This window comes from Neorhizobium alkalisoli, from assembly GCF_007829835.1.
Taxonomy (GTDB): domain Bacteria; phylum Pseudomonadota; class Alphaproteobacteria; order Rhizobiales; family Rhizobiaceae; genus Neorhizobium.
The window spans coordinates 82,346-103,062 of the sequence record NZ_VIWP01000003.1; the positions used below are offsets into that span (position 1 = coordinate 82,346).

The 20,717-nt window shown below is 60.2% G+C and carries 23 protein-coding genes; 11 read left to right on the forward strand and 12 right to left on the reverse strand.

All coding sequences use genetic code 11. The annotated features are described in order from the left end of the window. Window positions 1-190 precede the first annotated feature (190 nt). A complete protein-coding gene (locus FHW37_RS11250; protein WP_145636276.1) occupies window positions 191-595 on the forward strand; it encodes an SRPBCC family protein in 405 nt (134 codons plus the stop codon). Between the two features lie 3 nt (window positions 596-598). On the opposite strand, the gene FHW37_RS11255 is transcribed toward FHW37_RS11250, so the two are convergent. The 8 genes from FHW37_RS11255 to FHW37_RS11290 all read right to left on the reverse strand — a co-directional run bounded on the left by FHW37_RS11255 (window position 599) and on the right by FHW37_RS11290 (window position 7,945). Then, a complete protein-coding gene (locus FHW37_RS11255) occupies window positions 599-1,306 on the reverse strand; it encodes a PAS domain-containing protein (protein WP_145636278.1) in 708 nt (235 codons plus the stop codon). A 179-nt stretch (window positions 1,307-1,485) separates the two neighbouring features. Beyond that, window positions 1,486-2,421, reverse strand: coding sequence for a lipid A biosynthesis lauroyl acyltransferase (locus FHW37_RS11260; RefSeq protein ID WP_145636281.1), 936 nt, complete (start codon window positions 2,419-2,421; stop codon window positions 1,486-1,488). Between the two features lie 9 nt (window positions 2,422-2,430). Further along, the gene (locus FHW37_RS11265; protein ID WP_145636283.1) at window positions 2,431-3,459 is read right to left on the reverse strand and encodes a zinc-binding dehydrogenase; all 1,029 of its coding nucleotides are present in this window, start codon (window positions 3,457-3,459) and stop codon (window positions 2,431-2,433) included. A 61-nt stretch (window positions 3,460-3,520) separates the two neighbouring features. Further along, window positions 3,521-4,807 (reverse strand): beta-ketoacyl-ACP synthase, encoded by a 1,287-nt coding sequence (locus tag FHW37_RS11270; RefSeq protein ID WP_145636285.1) that lies wholly within the window; start codon window positions 4,805-4,807, stop codon window positions 3,521-3,523. Between the two features lie 11 nt (window positions 4,808-4,818). Next, a complete protein-coding gene (locus tag FHW37_RS11275; RefSeq protein ID WP_145636287.1) occupies window positions 4,819-6,021 on the reverse strand; it encodes a beta-ketoacyl-ACP synthase in 1,203 nt (400 codons plus the stop codon). A gap of 41 nt (window positions 6,022-6,062) precedes the next feature. Next, a complete protein-coding gene (locus tag FHW37_RS11280; RefSeq protein ID WP_145636289.1) occupies window positions 6,063-6,536 on the reverse strand; it encodes a 3-hydroxyacyl-ACP dehydratase FabZ family protein in 474 nt (157 codons plus the stop codon). Between the two features lie 18 nt (window positions 6,537-6,554). Beyond that, window positions 6,555-6,833, reverse strand: coding sequence for an acyl carrier protein (locus FHW37_RS11285; protein ID WP_003502893.1), 279 nt, complete (start codon window positions 6,831-6,833; stop codon window positions 6,555-6,557). 143 nt (window positions 6,834-6,976) lie between these two features. Beyond that, window positions 6,977-7,945 (reverse strand): nucleoside hydrolase, encoded by a 969-nt coding sequence (locus FHW37_RS11290; protein WP_145636291.1) that lies wholly within the window; start codon window positions 7,943-7,945, stop codon window positions 6,977-6,979. Between the two features lie 239 nt (window positions 7,946-8,184). On the opposite strand from FHW37_RS11290, the gene FHW37_RS11295 reads away from it, so the two are divergent. Beyond that, a complete protein-coding gene (locus tag FHW37_RS11295) occupies window positions 8,185-8,970 on the forward strand; it encodes a TSUP family transporter (protein WP_145636294.1) in 786 nt (261 codons plus the stop codon). Between the two features lie 33 nt (window positions 8,971-9,003). Here the strand turns inward: FHW37_RS11295 and cobU are convergent, their stop codons facing one another. After that, window positions 9,004-9,525, reverse strand: coding sequence for a bifunctional adenosylcobinamide kinase/adenosylcobinamide-phosphate guanylyltransferase (cobU, locus tag FHW37_RS11300; protein WP_145636296.1), 522 nt, complete (start codon window positions 9,523-9,525; stop codon window positions 9,004-9,006). 299 nt (window positions 9,526-9,824) lie between these two features. Between cobU and FHW37_RS33535 the strand changes: the two genes are divergently transcribed. The 6 genes from FHW37_RS33535 to FHW37_RS11325 all read left to right on the forward strand — a co-directional run bounded on the left by FHW37_RS33535 (window position 9,825) and on the right by FHW37_RS11325 (window position 15,580). Beyond that, entirely contained in the window at window positions 9,825-9,968 is a 144-nt protein-coding gene (locus FHW37_RS33535; protein ID WP_186458226.1) for a hypothetical protein, read from the forward strand. Window positions 9,969-10,786: 818 nt separating this feature from the next. Further along, window positions 10,787-11,785 (forward strand): ABC transporter substrate-binding protein, encoded by a 999-nt coding sequence (locus tag FHW37_RS11305; RefSeq protein WP_145636298.1) that lies wholly within the window; start codon window positions 10,787-10,789, stop codon window positions 11,783-11,785. A gap of 317 nt (window positions 11,786-12,102) precedes the next feature. Beyond that, complete coding sequence (locus tag FHW37_RS11310) at window positions 12,103-13,011, forward strand: ABC transporter permease (RefSeq protein ID WP_145636300.1); 909 nt, start codon at window positions 12,103-12,105, stop codon at window positions 13,009-13,011. Continuing rightward, entirely contained in the window at window positions 13,004-14,056 is a 1,053-nt protein-coding gene (locus FHW37_RS11315; RefSeq protein WP_145636302.1) for a quaternary amine ABC transporter ATP-binding protein, read from the forward strand. Before FHW37_RS11310 ends, FHW37_RS11315 begins: the two co-directional genes overlap by 8 nt. A gap of 136 nt (window positions 14,057-14,192) precedes the next feature. Next, window positions 14,193-15,206 (forward strand): betaine--homocysteine S-methyltransferase, encoded by a 1,014-nt coding sequence (gene bmt / locus FHW37_RS11320; protein WP_145636304.1) that lies wholly within the window; start codon window positions 14,193-14,195, stop codon window positions 15,204-15,206. A gap of 23 nt (window positions 15,207-15,229) precedes the next feature. Next, the gene (locus FHW37_RS11325; RefSeq protein ID WP_145636306.1) at window positions 15,230-15,580 is read left to right on the forward strand and encodes a hypothetical protein; all 351 of its coding nucleotides are present in this window, start codon (window positions 15,230-15,232) and stop codon (window positions 15,578-15,580) included. Between the two features lie 4 nt (window positions 15,581-15,584). Here the strand turns inward: FHW37_RS11325 and FHW37_RS11330 are convergent, their stop codons facing one another. Together FHW37_RS11330 and FHW37_RS11335 are read right to left on the reverse strand one after the other, a co-directional pair. Continuing rightward, window positions 15,585-16,262 (reverse strand): 4Fe-4S dicluster domain-containing protein, encoded by a 678-nt coding sequence (locus FHW37_RS11330; RefSeq protein WP_145636309.1) that lies wholly within the window; start codon window positions 16,260-16,262, stop codon window positions 15,585-15,587. Between the two features lie 133 nt (window positions 16,263-16,395). Beyond that, window positions 16,396-17,970: a trimethylamine methyltransferase family protein gene (locus tag FHW37_RS11335; RefSeq protein ID WP_145637979.1), complete on the reverse strand. Its 1,575-nt coding sequence runs from the start codon at window positions 17,968-17,970 to the stop codon at window positions 16,396-16,398. A 285-nt stretch (window positions 17,971-18,255) separates the two neighbouring features. Here FHW37_RS11335 and FHW37_RS11340 point away from each other — a divergent pair, with 285 nt between their 5' ends. Then, window positions 18,256-18,957: a corrinoid protein gene (locus tag FHW37_RS11340; RefSeq protein WP_145636311.1), complete on the forward strand. Its 702-nt coding sequence runs from the start codon at window positions 18,256-18,258 to the stop codon at window positions 18,955-18,957. Window positions 18,958-19,010: 53 nt separating this feature from the next. On the opposite strand, the gene FHW37_RS11345 is transcribed toward FHW37_RS11340, so the two are convergent. Then, window positions 19,011-19,169, reverse strand: coding sequence for an entericidin (locus tag FHW37_RS11345; protein ID WP_145636313.1), 159 nt, complete (start codon window positions 19,167-19,169; stop codon window positions 19,011-19,013). A 14-nt stretch (window positions 19,170-19,183) separates the two neighbouring features. On the opposite strand from FHW37_RS11345, the gene FHW37_RS11350 reads away from it, so the two are divergent. Beyond that, window positions 19,184-19,825, forward strand: coding sequence for a DUF1638 domain-containing protein (locus FHW37_RS11350; RefSeq protein WP_145636315.1), 642 nt, complete (start codon window positions 19,184-19,186; stop codon window positions 19,823-19,825). A 55-nt stretch (window positions 19,826-19,880) separates the two neighbouring features. Continuing rightward, complete coding sequence (locus FHW37_RS11355) at window positions 19,881-20,657, forward strand: formyl transferase (protein WP_145636317.1); 777 nt, start codon at window positions 19,881-19,883, stop codon at window positions 20,655-20,657. The last annotated feature ends 60 nt before the right edge of the window (window positions 20,658-20,717 follow it).

The following is a 20,717-nucleotide window of genomic DNA, read 5'->3' on the forward strand; positions in this document are numbered from 1 at the left end:
ATGTGCAAACCACAAGACAGGCTTCGGCGGAAACGGCCACAATGGCGGCCCTTCAGTCCGCGGTGAATGGCCGCGGCGCGGAAACGAGGATGCGGCTGCGTTTTCGGTAGGAAGGGCGCCCTCTTGCAAGCCGGGAAGCCCTATCTAGTTCTATGGAGGTCGACGACAAGAACTTCGAAAGCGAAATCCGATGACCGTCATGGCTGCCCGCATCGTCCATCTTTCCATCGACCGGAACTGGAGGCATGTCTACGACTTCGTGCACAGGCCTGAAAACATGCCGCAATGGGCATCCGGTCTCGCCTCCGGTTTACGGCAGGATGGGGAGGATTGGCTCGGCGACGGCGGCCCGATCGGCACGATCCGCATACGCTTCGCGCCTCAAAACGCCTTCGGTGTCATCGATCACACGGTAACGCTTGCCGATGGCACGGTCGTAGAAAACGCGCTGAGGGTCGTCCCGAATGGCGATGGCACGGAAATCATGTTCACGCTGTTGCGGCAGCCCGGCACGGACGACGCCGCCTTCGAAGCGGATGCCGCGCACATCCGCAAGGACCTTCAAAGCCTCAAGGCGATACTGGAAACGCGCTAGAAATCAGGCAGCCGGCCGCCGGCGGCGATCCGCCGTTTCCTGGATGACGACAAGCGCACCGATCATCGTCGAGGACCGCAGGAAGGGCGACATGCGGCAAACCATGACCACGGTCTGGCCATCGACCTCGTCGGCATAGGTCACCGACAGGCTCTCGCCGACAAAGCACTTGTCGAGATTGGGCTGAAACTCGTTGCGGAAACGGTGCAGGCCGACAAACTCTGCGAGGTGTCGTCCAACCAGCTGCTCACGCGCCATATCGTGGCGGCGAGCATTGGTTTCGTTGGAATAGAGGATCCGATAACCCGGCGCGACCACGACGATACGGTCGGAAATCCGGTTGAGCAGGACTTCGTCGAGAATGCCACCGGCCGTTGCTTCGTCTATCGACATGTCTTCGCCACCGACGGCTTCCCGACGGGCCTGCGAAGCCTTGTTCTGCGGCATCAAGTAACGCTCGACCAGGGTCTGCAGCAGATGGGCGTTGCGGCGAACGCAGCTGCGGTCGTCGGCTTCCTCGTTGAGAAGATCGAGGGCAAAACGGAATTGTGCCTGGATGCTCGCCGTATCGGACTCTTCGCTGCCGAAAATGGCCAGCATCAGAGGGTCCAGTTCCCGGTCCAGAATGGCCATGGCCGGCTCGTCCTCGCGGTCGATTGCGCCGCGCAGCTCTCCGTATTTTGACCAGAACAGATCGATCAATGCTTCCACGAAAATGCCCTCTCAATACGAGCGCCAGACAGCAACGACAGACCTCCTACGACGCTATCCGTTTCCTATTAATACCAATCCTGTTAATTCTTGGCTGAAATAGGTCCCTTATTTATGGCCCCTCAAATACCGCAGAAAACCGGCACTCGCAATCGCCCTCAAGTAAGGGAATACCACAGTTAGCGGGCGACGGTTTTCTTGATATGCCAGCGGTCGTGATACCAGAGCCACTGCTCCGGATATTCACGGACCCAGCTCTCCACCTTGTCGTTCAAGACCTGCGACGTGCCCTCGACATCGAGATTGCCTTTTGCGTCGCGCGGCAGTTCGATCCGGGGTTCGATCTCCAGCCGGTAACGGTTGCCAGGCAGCCTGATGCAGCGCGCGGGATAAACCTCCGCGTCGAACTGGCGGACCAGTTTGGCAAGCAGCGGATTGGTTTTGACCGGCTGGCCGAAGAACTGCGTGGACAGACCTTTACGGAATTTCTGGTCGACCAGCACACCGACGCCACCGCCGGCTTCCAGCTTGCGCGCAAGCGCAAAAGACGAGCCGGCATGCGAAGGCACGAGCTGGCCCATGCGGGCGCTGCGGAAGGAAAACACCTTTTCGGCGATATAGGGATTGTTCGGCGGCCGGAAGAGCACCATCACCTCGAGGCCGAACGCCTTGCCTGCGACCGGAAGCAGCTCGAAATTGCCGGTATGGGCGGTGAAGACGATGAACGGCCGTGGATTGTCGCGCAGGTCGAGGAAGATCGGAATACCTGAGACTTCCACCCTGCCCGGCTTTTCCTGCTCCGGGTCGAAATCGAACAGCCGGTCGAGAAACACATATTCGGCGGCCATGCGGCCCATATGTCCCCAGCTGGCGACAGCAATGTCCTCTACTTCCGCGGCGCTCTTTTCCGGAAAGGCATTGCGCAGATTGGTCAGCATCAGCTTGTGCCGCCACAGGCGTGGACCGATCTTCCGCGCCAAAGCATCTGCCCAGCGGATCGCCGGATCCGCCGGCAGGATTTTCAGGAGATTGAGGAAGCCGAACACCAGCTGCGCGATTAGCCACTGGCGAAAATGCATGGCGGCCAGAACCAGCCTGGTGATGACCATCTTCACGGCTAAGCCTCAGTCCATCCGAAGCACGATCTTGCCGAAGACCTGACGGGTCTCCATGCGCGACAGTGCCTTGTCGATCTCATCGAACGTCACTTCCGTGTCGATGACCGGGTGGACGATGCCGCGCGCCATCTTCTGCATGGCGTCGGCCATGTTTTCCATACGGCAGCCGAAAGAACCGAGCAGCTTCAGCTGCTGCTGAAACAGCATCATCAGGTTGAGATCGGTCGAAACACCGGAGGTCGAACCGCAGGTGACGAGGCGGCCGCCGCGCTTCAGGCAAAACATCGAGGCGGCAAACGTGTCCTTGCCGACATGTTCGAAGACGACGTCAACGCCCTTCTTCTTCGTCAGCTTACGCACGACACCTTCGAAACGGTCGGTGCGGTAATTGATGACGTGATCGGCGCCGAGCGCCTTGGCACCCTCGATCTTGTCGTCGGAACCGACCGTCGTGATGACGGTGCAGCCGGTCTTCTTGGCGAGCTGGATGGCCGCCGAACCGATGCCGGAACCGCCGGCATGGATGAGAATTGTTTCGCCCGGCTCAAGCTTGGCATTGTCGAACAGCATGTGCTCGACCGTACCGAATGTCACCGGCGCAAGCGCTGCGGCAACCGCATCGACGCCCGGAGGCGCGGGAACGAGAAGGCGGGCCGGAAGATTGGTCTTTTCCTGCGCAAAACCGTCGAGATGGAAACCGTGCACACCAGAGACGTTTTCGCAGAGATTGTCGCGCTTCTCGCGGCAGGGCTTGCAGAGACCGCAGGTGCGCGCGCCATAGATCGACACGAGCTGGCCCGGCAGGACGTTGGAAACGCCCGGACCAATCGCCTCGACGACGCCGGAGGCTTCAGCGCCGATCGTCAGCGGCATCTTGCGCTTGGCAAAGGCCATGCCACGCCAGCCCCAGACGTCGATATGGTTGAGCGCCACGGCCTTGACGCGCAGCGTCACCTCGCCCGGACCGGGTGCTTCCGGCTCGGGAATATCGACAGCTTCGAGCCTGCGGTCATCGATCAGTTGAAGAGCGCGCATAATAGGTCATCCTTCGCCCGTTGGGGCGTTCTTATCGTCAGAAAAGTGTTGGGCGCAGGCCTTAGACCGGTTCCAGCGTCATGACAAGGCTGGCGTTCTGGCCGCCGAATCCGAAAGAGTTCGACAAAACAGCCTTGGGAGAGCCATCGCGCTTGACGTTCGGCACCACATCCAGCTCGATCGTCGGATCGGGATTGGTGTAGTTGATCGTCGGCGGCAGCGTGCCGGTCAGCATGGTCTGGATCGAGAACACCGCCTCGACCGCACCGGCCGCTGTCAGGGTATGGCCGATCATCGACTTGTTCGACGAAACCGGAATGCTTTTCAGGCTGTCGCCGAGAACGGCGAGCATGGCCCCATATTCCATCTTGTCGTTTTCAGGCGTCGATGTGCCATGGGCATTGATATAACCGATGCCGCCTTCTTCCATACCAGCATCAGCCAAGGCTGCACGGATCGTCGCAATCGCCGGCCCACCATCCGGCGAAGACCGGGTGCGATGGAAATGGTCGGCCTTCTCGCCAAGGCCCTTGACGATGCCCAGTACCTTTGCGCCGCGGGCGATCGCGGATTCCAGCGATTCCAGCACCAGCGTCGCAGCACCTTCGGCGATGACAAAACCGTCGCGGTCCTTGCTGAAGGGCTTGGATGCCTTTTCCGGCGGATCGTTCTGGGTCGAAAGCGCCGAGAGAAGCGAGAAACGCACCAGCGCTTCGACACTGACGGAGCCGTCGGTCGCAGCCACAAGCGCCTTGTCCGTACGGCCCTGGCGAATGGCTTCGACACCGAGCTGGATCGCGGTTACGCCGGACGCGCAGGCGGTCGACAGCGTCACCGGCAAGCCGCGCGTTCCGAACTGGTCGGCAAGGCGCTCGGAGATCGAGCCGAACTGGACGGCTTCAAGAAAAACCGGATCGGGACGCTCGCGCATTGCCGTCAGGAAACGGTCGTAGACATCGCCTTCCGCCTGAGACGGCGGGGCGCGGTCAGCCAGCGCGAAACGGTCTGTCCATTCCGGCTCAACCGGCGGAGCGGCGAGGAAAAGCGGGCCTTCGAAATCGCCGGAAAGACCGGCCTGTGCCAGCGCTTCCGTTGTCGTTTCACGAGCAAATGCATAGGAACGTTCGACGGCATTGTCGGCCGGAACGGCAATGAAATCGACCGTGCCGCTGATGCGGGTCGAAAGACCGTCGGTCGGGAAGCGGGTGATCTTGTGGATGCCCGAAGTGCCCGAGGTCAGTGCTGCCCAGTTGTCCTGCAGGCCCTGCCCCAGCGAGGTGATGACGCCCATGCCCGTCACCGCCACGATCGGCCGGCCGAGATGGTCCTTGAAGCGATTGTCGCTCATGATTGTCTCCTTCACGCGTCTGCAGAGAGAACCGCAAGGCCCTCGCCGCGCGTGTAACCGATCGTCGTGACCACGGCATGTTTTGCCGGCGCCGTCATCGCAGTCTCATTGCCGGCATCGAAGGCCGGCACCTTGGCGCCGCCATCGAGAGAAAAGGCCGCAAGCGCCAGTCCGAGCGGGAACTGGGCTTCAAGCCCATGCCCCGTGATGCCGGCATAACCGCGCAGCGCAGAACCCGGAAACGCGTTTTCAAGAACAGTCTTTTCGCGTGCTGCAAGATCGACCATGCCGCTTGCGCCGGAAAATACCACGGTCTCGGCCGCGGCATTCTTTGCACCGGCCTCGGCCAGGCGGGTCAGCCGCTTTTCAAGCTTGCCTTCGTCACGGGCACCGCGATCGCCTTCGACACTGTCGATGACCGCATAGATATGGGCGCCGCGAGCCTCGGCATAGGCACGCGATTCAAGCACGAGGAATGCGCCAACAGTGCCCAGAATCATGCCGCCGCCGTTTTCGGTCGTGCGCGACCAGAGCGGATGCCAGTCACCGGTCGCATGCGCGCCAATACCTTCGACGAGAAGAAGAATATCCGCGCGTTCGGCGATGAAGGCACCGCCAACGAGGCTGTGGGTGGACATGCCGCCCTTGATCCGGTGAAACGCCGTCTCGACAGCCGTGATCCCGGCCGCCTCTTCGCCCATGAAGGTGCGCGAGGAACCGGTGACTTTGTGAACGATGGAAATATTGCCGGCAACGAGGTTGGAAAGCTGGGCAAGAAACAGCGTCGGACGCAGCTCGGTCGTCAGCTTCTCGTTCAGAACCATGTCGCGATCGTTGCGCTTCAGCGCTTCTTCGACGATCAGCGAATCCACCTTGATATCGCGTTCGCCACCGCCGGCGGCAACGATCATGTCCATCGAGGCGCAGGCCTCGGCATTTTCCTTGAGACCCGCATCGTCGAGCGCAAGGCCGGCGGCGAACACACCGAGCCGCTGCCAGTTTTCCATCTGGCGCTGGTCGCCGCGCTTGGCGATCTGCGTGGACCAATCGATCTCGGGCATCGGATGCACGGGATAGGGCTTGAAGCGCTCGGTCTCGACCTTCGGCGCATCGGCGGAAGCACCGGAGAGGAACGCGACGTGCGGCTCCTTGCCGACGCCAAGGCTGGTCACGATCCCGATACCGGTGATCACCACATCATTGTCAGATTTCATCACTGTCCTCTTTGCCCCCGCAAATTCGGGGCCAGGCAAGTTCAGGCGCCGGCTTGCATCGCGGCAAGGAGGCCGACCTCTTCCGCACGCTGGCGCACGATCGGCGCAAGCGGCACTTCTGAAAACGGCATTGTCCGCAGCTTCAGCTGCGCATCGCAGACCTTCTTGCCGTTCGACGAAATCTTCGCCTTCGTCACGGCATAACCGGACCCTTCATGTTCCAGAAACGCCTCGATGTCGAGAACGGCATCCGGCTCGACGAAAGCGCGCATCTTGGCGCCATCGACGGACATCAGGAAAGGCATCGCGGCGAAATTCGTGGCGGCAAGCACCAGGAAACCGGAGGCCTGCGCCATCGTCTCGATCAGCAAAACGCCCGGAACGAGCGGCATGCCGGGAAAATGCCCTTCGAAGACAGGGCTTTTCGACGGCACGACCGAACGGGCCTTCAATGTTTTTTCAGAAAGATCGAGCGTTTCCACCCGATCGATCATCTGGAAATATTCAAGCAGCATGGCAAGCGCCGGCGGGCATCAGCCCTTTGCCGCCCTCAGCTCGTCGATCTTGGCACAGAGGTTCTTGAGGACGAAATATTCCTCGGTCGAAACCTTGCCTTCGTTGACTTCCTGCGTCCACTGCTCAAGCGGGATCTTGATGCCGAATTCCTTGTCGATCGCGAAAACGATGTCGAGGAAGTCCAGGCTGTCGATACCGAGGTCGTCGATCGTGTGGCTTTCCGGCGTGATGGTTTCGCGATCGATTTCGCTCGTTTCAGCGATAATGTCGGCAACTTTGTCGAATGTAGCGGTCACGCCATAGTCCTCTAAGAATTAGTCTTGTTGGATTTCCACATAGGGAAATCGGGGTGAAATGCCAATGGCCTGATAAAAGGCCCGGCGCGTTTTATCGCCCGACTGTTGCGTAAACAGCCGGAAATCTGCGGTGAATGTGGTCCTTACCCTGCGGAAGGCGTCGTTACAAGCGTGTCACGAATGAGCTCGAGCACCTTTTGCGGCTGAACGCCCACGGCAACCAGCTGGCTCGGCTGCCCATCCCAGGCGCTTCCCTCGTATTTGCGGCCGCTGTCAGGCGCCTGGATCGTCTTGCCGTCGGCAATCCCGCCGCAGACCACACGCACCGGACCCGAGCGGTATTCGAAAAGCTCAGGCGCGACAACGTATACGCAGGCACAGCTGTCATGGACCGCCATGCCGTCGAGCCCGACCCGCTGGCGATAGAAATCGATATAGAATTGCGAAAGGTCCGACAGGAGCCGCAACCCCTTGTCGCCGCCCTTGGCCATGGCCGCCATGAAATCGGCGGACATCAGCGTTTGCATCGTCACATCGAGCCCGAAGAGAACGACCTTCCACGGCGCCGTAAAGACGATATCGGCCGCCTCCGGATCGCCAAAAATATTGGCTTCAGCAGCGGGCGTGACATTGCCGTTGACATCAAACGCGCCGCCCATGACGACGACCTGCTTGACGAGGCCGGCAATCTCCGGATCCGCCTTGAGGGCCAGCGCCAGATTGGTCATGCGGCCGACAGCGACCAGCGTCACCTCGCCCGGATTGGCCTTGACCGTCTCGACGATGAAGGTCGCGGCATCGCGCGGATCGAGCGGCAGGTCGATTTCGAGCGGCACGCCGATATTACCGAGCCCATCCTCGCCATGCACCACGGCTGCGGAATGGTCGCCGTTACGGGCCGGATCATAGGCATGACCGGCACCCTTGGCGATCGGCGCTGCGATCCCCCATTCGCGATGCAGAAACTGCGCATTGCGGGTCGTCAGTTCGATCGAGGCATTGCCGAACACCGTCGTGACGCCGATCAGGTCGATCTTGGGGTGGCGATGCAGGAAGAGCAGCGCCATCGCATCGTCGACGCCCGGATCCGTATCGAAGATCACCTTGTTCATGTCTGACCAATCCTGAAATTGAAATTCCTGAGCCCGCCCCCCGGCACGGAGAAGTGCAGGAGCATGTCTGGCAAACGGGCGCGAACCATAACGCCAAAAAGACGAAGCGCAATGCCGCCACCAAATCAAGGATCGGCACCTTTCGCCGCAGGCCTGTTGCCGAGGCAAGGTTTCGGTGCCAAAAGCGCTGGCCTCGCCGCGGCTCTCGCGGCGCATTCATTTTTCCGCGAGCCCCGACCGTGCACGATCTTGCCGCCAATCTTCTCCTGCTTCTGTTCCTCGCTGCGATCTTTGCCGGCTTCGTCGATTCGATTGCCGGTGGCGGCGGCCTGATCACAATTCCTGTTCTTCTGATCGCCGGCATTCCGCCACTGGAATCGATTGCGACAAACAAGCTGCAATCTCAATTCGGCTCGGCATCTGCGACAATCGCCTACGCCAGAAAAGGTCACGTACAGCTGAAAACACAGCTGCCCATGGCGGCGATGGCGGTCATCGGCGGTGGAATCGGTGCCCTTCTCGCCTCCCTCGTCCCGGCAAGGATCCTTGCCGCCGCAATCCCTTTCCTGCTGATTGCGATTGCACTGTTCTTTGCCTTCAAGCCCAATCTCAACGATGCAGACAGTCACCGACGGGTGACGCCCCTGATTTTCGGGCTGACGGTCGTGCCGATCGTCGGATTGTATGATGGTGTATTCGGCCCGGGCGCCGGATCATTCTATATGCTCGGCTTCGTGCTTCTCGCCGGTTTCGGCATGCTGAAGGCGACGGCCCATACCAAGCTGATCAACCTCGGTTCGAATTTCGGTTCGTTCCTGGTATTTGCAGCGACCGGATCGGTTCTCTGGAAGATCGGCCTGCTGATGGGCGTCGGCCAGTTCATCGGCGCGCAGATCGGCTCGCGCCTTGCCATGCGTAACGGCGCCAAGATCATCAAGCCGCTTCTCGTCCTGTCCTGCCTGGCGCTCGCGACAAAACTGCTGGCCGACCCGACGCACCCACTTCGGATCTGGATCGGCATCTAGCAAAAAGACGGGGACGGAGGCTGGGAAAAAATCTCAGCCCTTCATCTTCAAGGGAAGCCCGGCTGCGACGAAAAACACCTCGTCCGCCTCCGCCGCGATCCTTTGATGCAATCGCCCGGCATGATCGCGGAACTCCCGCGCCATGCGGTTCTCGGGCACGATGCCGAGCCCGACCTCGTTGGAAACGAGAATGACGCGCGCAGAACATTCGCGAAGATGCGCCAGAAGCGACGCGCCCTCTGCATCGATGTCGGCATCTTCCATCATGAGATTGGTGATCCAGAGCGTCAGACAATCGATCAGGATGACGTTGTCCGGCGCGTTTATCGACCGCAACGTGCCGACGAGATCAAGAGGCGTCTCATGGGTCTCCCACCCCTCGCCCCGATCCGTACGGTGAGCCGCGATCCGCGCCTCCATCTCCGCATCATAGGCGCGCCCGGTTGCGACATAGTGCTTTTCGAGGCCGGTCGCGATTGCGACCCGTTCCGAATAGCTCGACTTGCCGGAACGCGCGCCGCCAAGCACGAGTGAAACATGTCCGGAACGCGTCATGAGGGAATTTCCGTGGCGCCAGAGGGAGCCGGACGATTCGTAGATAAAAGAGGCGTCCGGCCCTGTTGGTTGTTGCTCTGGATTCGCATTGCAATCCGATGGTGCCGCCTGGAAAGCACGACGTCAATCCCGTCTTGCTTCCATGGGAATAGATCGCTGGCAGCCGCCGTACAAAGATTCGTCTGTTTGCGACATTTGACGACGACTTATCCCATTGCGAGACGTCGCAGTCAGGATTATTTCAGCGCTCAAGAAAACACCGCGCCTTCCCGGTGAAGGAAGGCCCTGAGGAAACACCCATGCTCTACATCTTCAAGAACAATGACGGCGTCCAGATCGCCTGGAATTCCGCGCTGCCGAAGCGCGATCGCCAGAGCCGCAAGCAGCAGCTCGACACCCGTTTCTCGCTGCTGGGCTTCATCCGCACATCCAACGCCGGCTGAACGACAAGTGGTATATGCCTACCGCCGCCAATCAGCGGCCAGCATATGCCGACATCTTGCCCGCGGGCGACATGCTCCAATCATTGCGGAAAAGACCAACAAGGCCGGAAAGCATTTCCGGCCTTTTGCATGACTGGACCAGGCGTAGCACTTTCGCGAAGCGCCGCAATTGCGGCCGCCACATGAAATGCAACCATTAAGAGAATTTTGATTTTGAAACAAAAGGCCAGATCTGGCCGAAGCTGACGGTAGCCGGTACGCAATACTAGACCCGGCACCCGAGGCAGACACACTGTCTACCCGCAAAGCATTAGCCGGACATTCTTACCGGATAGTTATCGGACGACCCAAGAGGTTGTTATTTTCAATTTCTTGCGTCGTTTCCCAAAAAAAATTGCGACGCCGTCGAAGGCGCTAATCGAATACTAAAGGTCAAATCTGGGGCGTGACATCCGCCGCGCCTCCCGCTCCCTGTCGAGCATTCAAGGCTGCAATCGCGCATATTGAAGGCATTTGATCATTTTTGCGCCCATTCTGACGAGGAAATGAGCCGTTACAACCACTTGGTATTTGCCCGATTGCCGCAGCTTTGCCCAGCTGCTGTTGATTTCTGCAACGGAAAACGTAGGCTGACCTCGCTGACATATAAATGCGCCCTGTCCGTGGCAATGTTTGCCCGATGGTAAAAAAGACGCATCACCTCAGTGGATCGATGTGAACACAGCTGCCGGTTGATCACATTGCAGATGCCATCGGATGCCGGACGACCGCCATCCTCAGATGAACTCAGGAACGATAAGACTGGGAGGTCTTAAACGATGAAAAAACTCCTTGCATCCGCCGCCTTCGCCGCCGGCCTCTATGCTTTCGCCGGCACAGCCAGCGCCGCTGACTGCGGCTCGGTCTCGATCGCGGAAATGAACTGGGCATCGGCCGGCGTTGCCGCCAATGTCGACAAGATCATTCTCGAAAAAGGTTATGGCTGCTCCGTCGAGCTCGTCACGGGCGACACCATGCCGACCTTCACCTCGATGAACGAAAAGGGCCAGCCCGACATGGCTCCGGAATTCTGGGTCAATGCCGTGCGCACGCCGCTCGACGCAGCAGTCAAGGAAGGTCGCCTGATCGAGGCCGCCGAAATCCTCGCCGATGGCGCGGTCGAAGGCTGGTGGATCCCGAAATTCCTCGCCGACGCCCATCCCGACATAAAGACCGTTCAGGACGCCCTGAAGCATCCCGACCTCTTCCCGGCTCCGGAAGACGCGTCGAAGGGCGCCGTCACCAACTGCCCGGCCGGCTGGAACTGCCAGGTTTCGACCGCCAACCTCTACAAGGCGCTCGACGCCAAGAGCAAGGGCTTTGACCTCGTCGACAGCGGCTCGGCTGCCGGCCTCGACGGCTCGATCGCCAACGCTTTCGAAAAGAAGAAGGGCTGGCTCGGTTATTACTGGGCTCCGACCGCCATCCTCGGCAAGTACGAGATGGTAAAGCTCTCCTTCGACGTGCCGCATGACAAGGCCAACTGGGACGCCTGCACCGCCGTTCCGGATTGCGCCAATCCGAAGGTCAACTCCTATCCGACCTCGCAGGCCTTCACCGTCGTGACCAAGCAGTTCTCCGAAAAGGCTGGCGTCGCGATGGACTACATCAAGAAGCGCAAGTGGGGCAATGCGACCGTCAACGGCATCCTCGCCTGGCAGACCGACAGCCAGGGCACCAACGAAGATGCAGCCAAGCACTTCCTGAAGACGAGCCCGGATATCTGGACCAAGTGGGTCAGCGCCGACGTCGCCGAGAAGATCAAGGCTTCGCTCTGAGATGACTGGAAGGAGGCCGCAATCAGCGGCCTCCTCTCCTCCAAAACCGAAGCCGGTGAGATCCGGCGGGTTGCCGGCAAGCCGGCTCGATGAAATTGGCGGGCTACGAGATAAGGCCCGGCCTGCAAGGTCCTGATATGTGGACAGGTCGTATTTGCGACCTCAATCCCGGACCGCTGTCATGTAGATGTCGCGCAGCTATGCTTGAGCGACGCAAATTTCTCCGCCTTGCCGTCCGAAACTGGTACAATCGGAACTGGCAGGCCCGGTCAGCCATGGCGGGCAAATGCGAAAATCCAACCGATAAGGGGAACATCATGGCAACCTGTAACTTCTTGCCGGACGCTCTCTGTAGCTTTCCGGCGATCGGCGACCAGTATATTCGCGAGACGCGCAAGGTCGTCGACGACGGCTTCAAGGGCATCGTCCGCGAATACGGTTATGTCATCGACGCCGTTACCCAGCCGCTGCAATGGTTCCTGAACTATTTCGAGCGCCTGTTCACCAATTCGCCGTGGATCGTCGTCCTCGTCGTGTTGCTGGCCATCGTCTATCTCGGCAGCCGCAGCATCAAGATCACCATCGGCACGGCGGTCGCCATGTGCGCCATCGGCATGATCGGTCTCTGGAACGACGCGATGATTACGCTGGCGATCACCACAGTCGCCACCTTGATAGCCATTGTCATCGGCATTCCGATCGGCATCCTGATGGCGCGCTCGGACCGGATCCAAGGCACGATCAACCCGATCCTCGACGTGATGCAGACGCTGCCGAGCTTCGTCTACCTCATCCCCGTCGTCGTCATCTTCGGCATCGGCAAGGTACCGGGCCTGATCGCCGTCGTCATCTATGCCGTGCCGCCGATGATCCGCCTCACCAATCTCGGCATCCGCCTGGTCGACAAGGAAGTGCTGGAAGCGGCCGACGCCTTCGGTTCGTCCTCAAGCCAGAAACTCTGGAACGTGCAGCTGCCGCTCGCCCTGCCCACCATCATGGCCGGCATCAACCAGACGATCATGATGTCGCTCGCCATGGTCGTTGTCGCATCCATGGTCGGCGTCGGCGGTCTCGGCAAGAACACGCTGCAGGCCATCGCCAACCAGTTCTTCACCTACGGCTTCATGAACGGCTTTGCCCTCGTGGCGATCGCGATCATCTTCGATCGTACCAGCCAGGCCTATGGCAAGCGTCTGCAGAAACATTCGGAGGTGGTTCATGGCTAGTCACGGCATCGAAATCAAAGGCCTCTACAAGATCTTCGGACCGAACGGCCGGCAATATATCGACGCCGTCAAAGGCGGCATGTCCAAGGCCGAGCTGAATGCGACGCACGGCCATGTGCTCGGCCTGAAGGACATCAACATCTCCATGCCGGCGGGCGGAATCACCGTCGTCATGGGCCTGTCCGGCTCCGGCAAGTCGACGCTGATCCGCCATATCAACCGGCTGATCGAACCGACCTATGGCGAAGTCGTTTATGACGGCGCCGACATCTGCCAGATGAATGCCAACGCATTGCGCGAATTCCGCCGCCACAAGACGGCGATGGTGTTCCAGAAATTCGCGCTCCTGCCGCACCGTACCGTTATCGAGAACACCGTCTACGGCCTCGATATCCAGGGCGTGCCGCGGTCGCAGAGCACGAAACTCGGCCAGAAATGGATCGAGCGCGTCGGTCTTGCCGGTTTCGAGAACCACTATCCGAACCAGCTTTCGGGCGGCATGCAGCAGCGTGTCGGCCTTGCCCGGGCGCTCACCAACGATGCGGACATCCTCTTGATGGACGAAGCCTATTCGGCGCTCGATCCGCTGATCCGCGTCGACATGCAGACCGTGCTTCTCGATCTCCAGCAGGAATTGAAGAAGACCGTCGTCTTCATCACCCACGATCTCGATGAAGCGCTGCGGCTGGGCGACAAGATCGCCATCCTGCGCGACGGCCAGGTCATCCAGCAGGGCACCGGCCAGGAAATCGTGCTTTCGCCCGCCGACGACTACATCACCGCCTTCGTCAAGGAAGTGAACCGCGGCCGCGTGCTGCAGGCCCGCACCATCATGAAGCCTTTCGAAGGCGGCAGCGATGGTTTGAAGCTCAGCGGCTCGACCACGATCGAGGCTGCCGCCAAGCAGATCTGCGAGGCCGGCCAGACCCGTGCGACCGTCATCGATCCGGCCGGCCAGCCGATCGGCACGCTCGACCTGCACACGATCATCTCGGCCATGGTCTCACCGGCCGTGAACGAGTCGGCGCAGATCGCAGCCGAGTAGTTGCAGTATTCCCGTCGCGGCTCGATCAGGCCGCGACGGAATGAGAAGCATCCGCGTCGCATTGCACACGCTACCCAAACTTGAACCCATATAAAGAAAGCTTTATATGATTTGTTCATTCGCAGAGGAGATGGCGATGCCGAGTGCCAACAAACTGACCGAACTTCTCGCCGAAAAAGGCGTGCTTCTGGCTGACGGCGCGACCGGCACCAATCTCTTCGCGGTCGGCCTCGAAGCCGGCGAAGCGCCGGAATTGTGGAACGAGACCGCACCGGAAAAGATCGTCAAGCTGCATCAGGATTTCGTCGATGCCGGCGCCGACATCATCCTCACCAATTCCTTCGGCGGCACCCGCCATCGCCTGAAACTGCACAAGGCGGAAGGCCGCACCCACGAACTCAACAAACGTGCCGCAGAGATCGCCCGCTCGGTTGCCGACAAGGCAGGCCGTCCGGTCATCGTCGCAGGCTCCGTCGGCCCGACCGGCGAACTGCTGATTCCGCTCGGTGCCCTTTCCTATGAAGATGCAGTGTCGGCCTTCGCCGAACAGATGGAAGGCCTGAAGGCCGGCGGTATCGATATCGCCTGGATCGAGACCATGTCCTCGGCAGACGAGATCCGTGCTGCGGCGGAAGCCGCCGTCAAGGTCGGCCTGCCCTATACCTATACCGGCTCCTTCGACACCGCCGGCAAGACGATGATGGGCCTCGACCCCAAGGATATTCACGCCGTTGCCAAGGATATCGGCGAGGGCCCGGTCGCGGTCGGCGCCAATTGCGGCGTCGGCGCATCCGATATCCTGTCCTCGCTGCTCGACATGACGGCATCCGCCCCCGATGCGATCACCATCGTCAAGGGCAATTGCGGCATTCCGGAATTTCGTGGCTCGGAAATCTATTATTCCGGCACGCCGCCGCTGATGGCCGAATATGCCCGCCTTGCCCGCGATGCCGGCGCAAAGATCATCGGCGGCTGCTGCGGCACGTCCTGCGAGCATCTGGCCGCCATGCGCGCCGCACTCGACGACTATACGCCGCGCCCGCGCCCGACCATCGAGGAAATCGTCGACAAGATCGGCCCCCTGCGCAATAAGACCGCAAGCGAGTCGGGTGGCGATGGCAGCCGTGAAAGGCGCCGCCGCCGGGGCTGAGCCCAAGCGGAGATTTTTAAGAGATGAGCAGCGTTTCGCCGATCGGCAACCGGGAAACCGTGGCAGAGGGTCTGAGCACCCTCTCCCGCGAACAGCAGGACTGGCTGATCCTCTTGATGGACAACCCGACCTCCGACGACATTCTGGTGAACGGCCTGCACCTCTATCTCGACCAGGCATCCGAAGCGCCTTTCCTCAACTCGCTGAAGCTGAAGAAATGCGGCGAATGGATCGGCAATGCCGCGCCTGCCCGTCTGCAGATCCGTCTTGCGGAAGCCGCAAGATCCAGCCAGCACCCCGCCTATCAGGCGTTTCGCGATGGCCTGACGGCTTCGGGCGGGATGGAACGGGCATACCCGAAGGCCAATATCTGATTTTTCAGAGCGCCAGTGCCTGCATGTGAAAGGCAAGCTGTTCGGCGGGGTAGCGAAATTCGGCCCCGACCGGACAGGCATTGCGCGCCCGACAACCTTCGACCATGCAAGTCGCCTGCCCGACATCGCTGCGCAGATAGTTTCGGCAGGCCGCGACATCGAACCCCGCCGCCGTGACCGCCCCCGCCGGACAATGCGTCAGGCAGGGCTTCTCGCGACAGTGATCGCAGGCATGAAAGGTCGCAGCCTGGGGCACGTCAATCGCCTCGGCAAAACCAAGAGCCCCACGATAACCGTGCCATAGCCCATATTGCGGATGGATGAATATCCCGAGCGGAGAACCCGACATGCCCTCCGCCCGCTTTGCCCATTGCTGGAACGGTTGCCAGGGCGGATCGGAGGGAAAATAGGCGGTCGCACCCATTTCCTTCGCAAGCGGCAGAATCATCGCCTTAGAGAAAGCGTCGAGCGGATCGGGACCATCGTAGGTCTTCCGCCACTCCGAAAACGGCGGCCAGATCGAACCGCCGATATTTCCGAGCAGGATGACAGCCGCCGCATGACGGCCATCGGAGAGTACTGGCCCCCCGCCTGCTTCAAAATTGACGACACCGCGCAAACGAATGCCATACGGCGAAAGCGCTTCTTCGATCCATTGAAGCGTTTTCGCCGGGCCGCTCATCACGGCTTCTTTCGTACATCATGACCGCTCATCGCAGCCCCTCATATTTGTAATGCGGACGCCAGACGCCTTCCTGAATGAAGTCGGCCACCATCCGCGCACCGCCTTGCTCCCTGGCGACATCGGGCTCCCTTCAAGTGAAGGCGTCGGGCATCGAATCCTTGCGATCCTTGATGAAGGCAAGCAGCGCCTCGTCGATCGAGGCGTCGAGTGCCGGCGCCTGATAGCTGTCGAGCCAAGAGCGGCAAAGCGCATTGGCGCGATCCTCGATCCGCTTCTGGCCTTCGATTTCCCACTGTTCGAAGGAATTGTTGTCGGCAAGCTGCGAGCGATAGAAAGCCGTCTGGAAATGCGCCTGCGTATGGGTGCAGCCGAGATAATGGCTGCCGGGTCCGACTTCACGGATCGCATCAAGCGCCTGGCCTTCGGTCGACAGATCGACACCCTCGGCCATTTTCTGCATCATGCCGAGCTGGTCCTGGTCGATCATGAATTTTTCATAGGACGAGACGAGGCCGCCTTCCAGCCAGCCTGCCGCATGCAGCACAAAATTGGTGCCGGCGAGCAGCGTCGTGTTCAGCGTGTTCGATGATTCGTGAGCGGCCTGGGCGTCCGGTACCTTCGAGGCGCAGAGTGAGCCGCCGGTACGGAACGGCAGGCCAAGCCGGCGGGCCAGCTGCGCCGCACCATAAGAAACCAGCGATGGTTCCGGCGTACCGAATGTCGGCGCACCCGACTGCATCGAGATCGAGGCTGCAAACGTGCCGAACAGGACCGGCGAGCCGGGACGGATGAGCTGCGTCAGCGCAGCGCCGGCCAGAACTTCGGCAAGGATCTGCGTCAGCGTGCCTGCCACCGTGACCGGGCTCATCGCGCCGGACAGGATGAAGGGCGACACGACCGAAGCCTGGTTATGCCGCGCATAAACCTTCAGCGCGCCGAGCATCGTGCCATCGAACACCATCGGCGAATTGGCGTTGATGAGGTTCAGCGTCACGCAATTGTTCTCGACGAACTCATCCCCGAAAACCAGCTTTGCCATGGCGATCGTGTCTTCTGCGCGTTCCGGCGCCGTGACCGAGCCCATGAACGGCTTATCGGAATATTTGATATGGCTGTAGACCATATCGAGATGGCGCTTGTTGACCGGGATATCGACCGGCTCGCAAACGGTGCCGCCCGACGAATGCATGGACGGCGCCATATAGGCGAGTTTCACGAAATTACGAAAATCCTCGATCGTCGCGTAGCGCCTGACACCTTCGAGGTCGCGCACGAAGGGCGGTCCGTAGACCGGGGCAAACACCGTGGCATTGCCACCGATGCGGACGCTGCGTTCTGGATTGCGGGCATGCCAGGTGAATTCGCTCGGCGCGGTTTTCAGCAGTTCGCGGCAAAGCCCTTTCGGAAAATGCACGCGCTCGCCGCGCACATCCGCACCGGCCTTGGCCCAAAGCTCGAGCGCTTCTGCATCGTCACGGAATTCGATGCCGATTTCCTCGAGAATGAGGTCGGCATTGCTCTCGATCAGTTCCAGACCTTTTTCGTCCAGAACCTCATAAACGTTGATCTTGCGGGTGATATAGGGCAGCGAGGAGCCCGGACCGCCGCCGGAGCGCGCTGCGCGACGTCCAGCAGCACCGCGCTCGCCACGCCCACGCCGGCCTGCGCCGCCGGTTACTTCCGCATCCTGAATGATCTCGTCCATGATGTTCCTCGCCTGTGCCCCGTTATGGGCATCTTCCTCTGATACGGCCATGCTAGGCGCATGCTGTTGCGAGGTCGGCCATTCTGCGCCGCAAGCCTCGTCTGTCTGCGCCAAAAGCCGCTGCAGACAGACATATCGGACATCGCGCCGGTCGTCACGCTCAGGTTCAATTCCGACGCCGGACTGTCGCAGACGAAAGAAATGGCGAACGATTTTGCAGCTAGAAATGAGAAGAGGGAAATGTCAGGCTTCGGCCGGCTAGCCTTTTTGAACCGGGAGAGAATCATGTCCGACGACGAAATCATTCTGGCGGAGCTTTCCGACGAGGAACTCGTGCAGCAGATGCACGACGACCTTTACGACGGAATGAAGGAAGAGATCGAGGAAGCCACTCAGATCCTGCTCGATCGCGGCTGGGCGCCTTATGACGTCCTGACCCAGGCGCTCGTTGAAGGCATGCGCATCGTCGGCATCGATTTTCGCGATGGCATTCTCTTCGTGCCGGAAGTGCTGCTGTCCGCCAATGCGATGAAGGCCGGCATGCATATTCTGCGGCCGCTTCTGGCAGCCACTGGCGCGCCAAAACTCGGCAAGATGGTGATCGGCACCGTCAAGGGCGACATTCACGACATTGGCAAGAACCTTGTCGGCATGATGATGGAAGGCGCCGGCTTCGACGTCGTCGATCTCGGCATCAACAATCCTGTCGAGAATTATCTGGAAGCGATCGAGCGTGAACAGCCGGATATTCTCGGCATGTCGGCGCTTCTGACCACGACCATGCCCTATATGAAGGTCGTGATCGACACGATGAAGGAAAAGGGCATTCGCGACGATTACGTCGTCCTCGTCGGTGGCGCGCCGCTGAACGAGGAATTCGGCAAGGCCGTTGGCGCGGATGCCTATTGCCGCGATGCCGCCGTAACCGTCGAAACGGCCAAGGATTTCATCAAGCGCAAGCATAACAGCCTCGCTGCCGGCGCCTGATCGACCTTGAGGATCGAAGAAGCGCCGGAAGCCCGGCGTGAAGACAGGGCCGCTTAATTGGCGGCCTTGGCAACCTTATGACCGGCGGCCTGCGTCGCGTTGACGGTGTTTGCCGTATCCTGGCCCATGCCGCGAATGGTGTTACCACACGAGCTGAGCGAAACCGTCGTTGCGAAAAGTGCTGCGATCACCGTGACTGTCTTGGCCGTCATGATAGAATACTCCGATGGATGAAGATCAAATTGTTCCGGAAAGTGATTTTCCGGACAAGGAACGTTCAACTCGCGAAAAGGTTCACGTGATCGCGTGCGGCGCGATCGCTAGGGAAATTCTGGCCGTCTGTCGCCAGCATGGCCTTGCCCATATCGACCTCAATTGCCTGCCCGCCATCTGGCATGCCTATCCGCAAAAAATCGTGCCCGGGCTGCGCCAGGCAGTCGCGGAAGCGCGGCATTCAGGTTTCGAAAAGATCTTTTTCGCCTATGCCGATTGCGGAACCGGCGGAGACATCGACCGGCTCTGTGAAGAGGAAGGCATTGCCCGGATCGAAGGTCCACACTGTTACTCCTTTTTCGCCGGCAATGCCGCCTTCGCGGAAAAGGCCGACGACGATCTGCTTGCGTTTTTCCTCACCGATTTCCTAGCCCGCCAGTTCCGCGCCTTCGTCATTGAGCCGCTCGGCCTCGACCGGCATCCCGAGCTGAAAGACATGTATTTCGGCAATTATCGGAAGCTCGTCTATCTTTCCCAGGAAGAGGATGCCGAGCTTCAGGAAAAGGCGCGCGCCGCTGCCGATTATCTTGGCCTGGAATACGAATACCGTTTCACCGGTTATGGCGACCTGACCTCGGCGCTGCGCTCGGCTTAACGCTTTCTTTTCGGCTTCCGACCAACAATTCGCTCCGGCATTTTGGGAGCGACCGATGCAGCAGAAAAATTCTTCGCGGATCGTCGTGATGACCGCAGGCGGAACCAATCCGCACGTGATGATCAATGCGCTTGCCCGGCATTTTCCGGATCTCCATGTCATCGAGGAACAGCCGGAATCGAAGATGACGCTTCTAAAACGCCGCGCCCGCCGTTTCGGCTGGTTCACGGCGCTTGGTCAGCTGGCGACGATGATCGCCTCCCGTCTCGGCAAAGGCGTCGCCGCCAAACGCTCCGAAGAGATCATTCGCGAACACGGCCTGTCGGGCGATATCGATCCGAAAATCCCGGTCACCCATGTGGCCTCGCTGAACGACCCCGCATGTCACGCCGCGGTGACAGAATTAAAGCCGGCCGCGATCTTCACGATTTCCTGCCGCATCCTGTCTCCCGCGACACTGGCCGCCATCCCCTGGCCGGTCATCAACTTTCACGCCGGTATCAATCCGATGTATCGCGGCCAGATGGGCGGCTACTGGTCGCTGGTCGGCAACGACGCCAAAAATTTCGGGCCGACCGTGCATCTCGTTGACAAGGGTATCGATACCGGCGGCACGCTTTACGAAAAGCGGCTGACGCCCGCCAAAAACGACACCATGGCCACCTACCCGCTGCTGATGACGGCCTCGGCGACGGATATCGCCGTACAGGCGCTTGAAGATGCCGTCTCCGGAAATCTGAAGCCATTCCAGCCTGTGGGCGCATCTGCTTTGCGCTTTCCGCCGACGATCTGGACCTGGATCTATTACGGGATTACCAAACGTATCTGGTAGCACGTCGCTTTTCGCGGCATGCGACGTCGTGGCAAGCGCAGTCTGGCTCGGCCGGCCGGT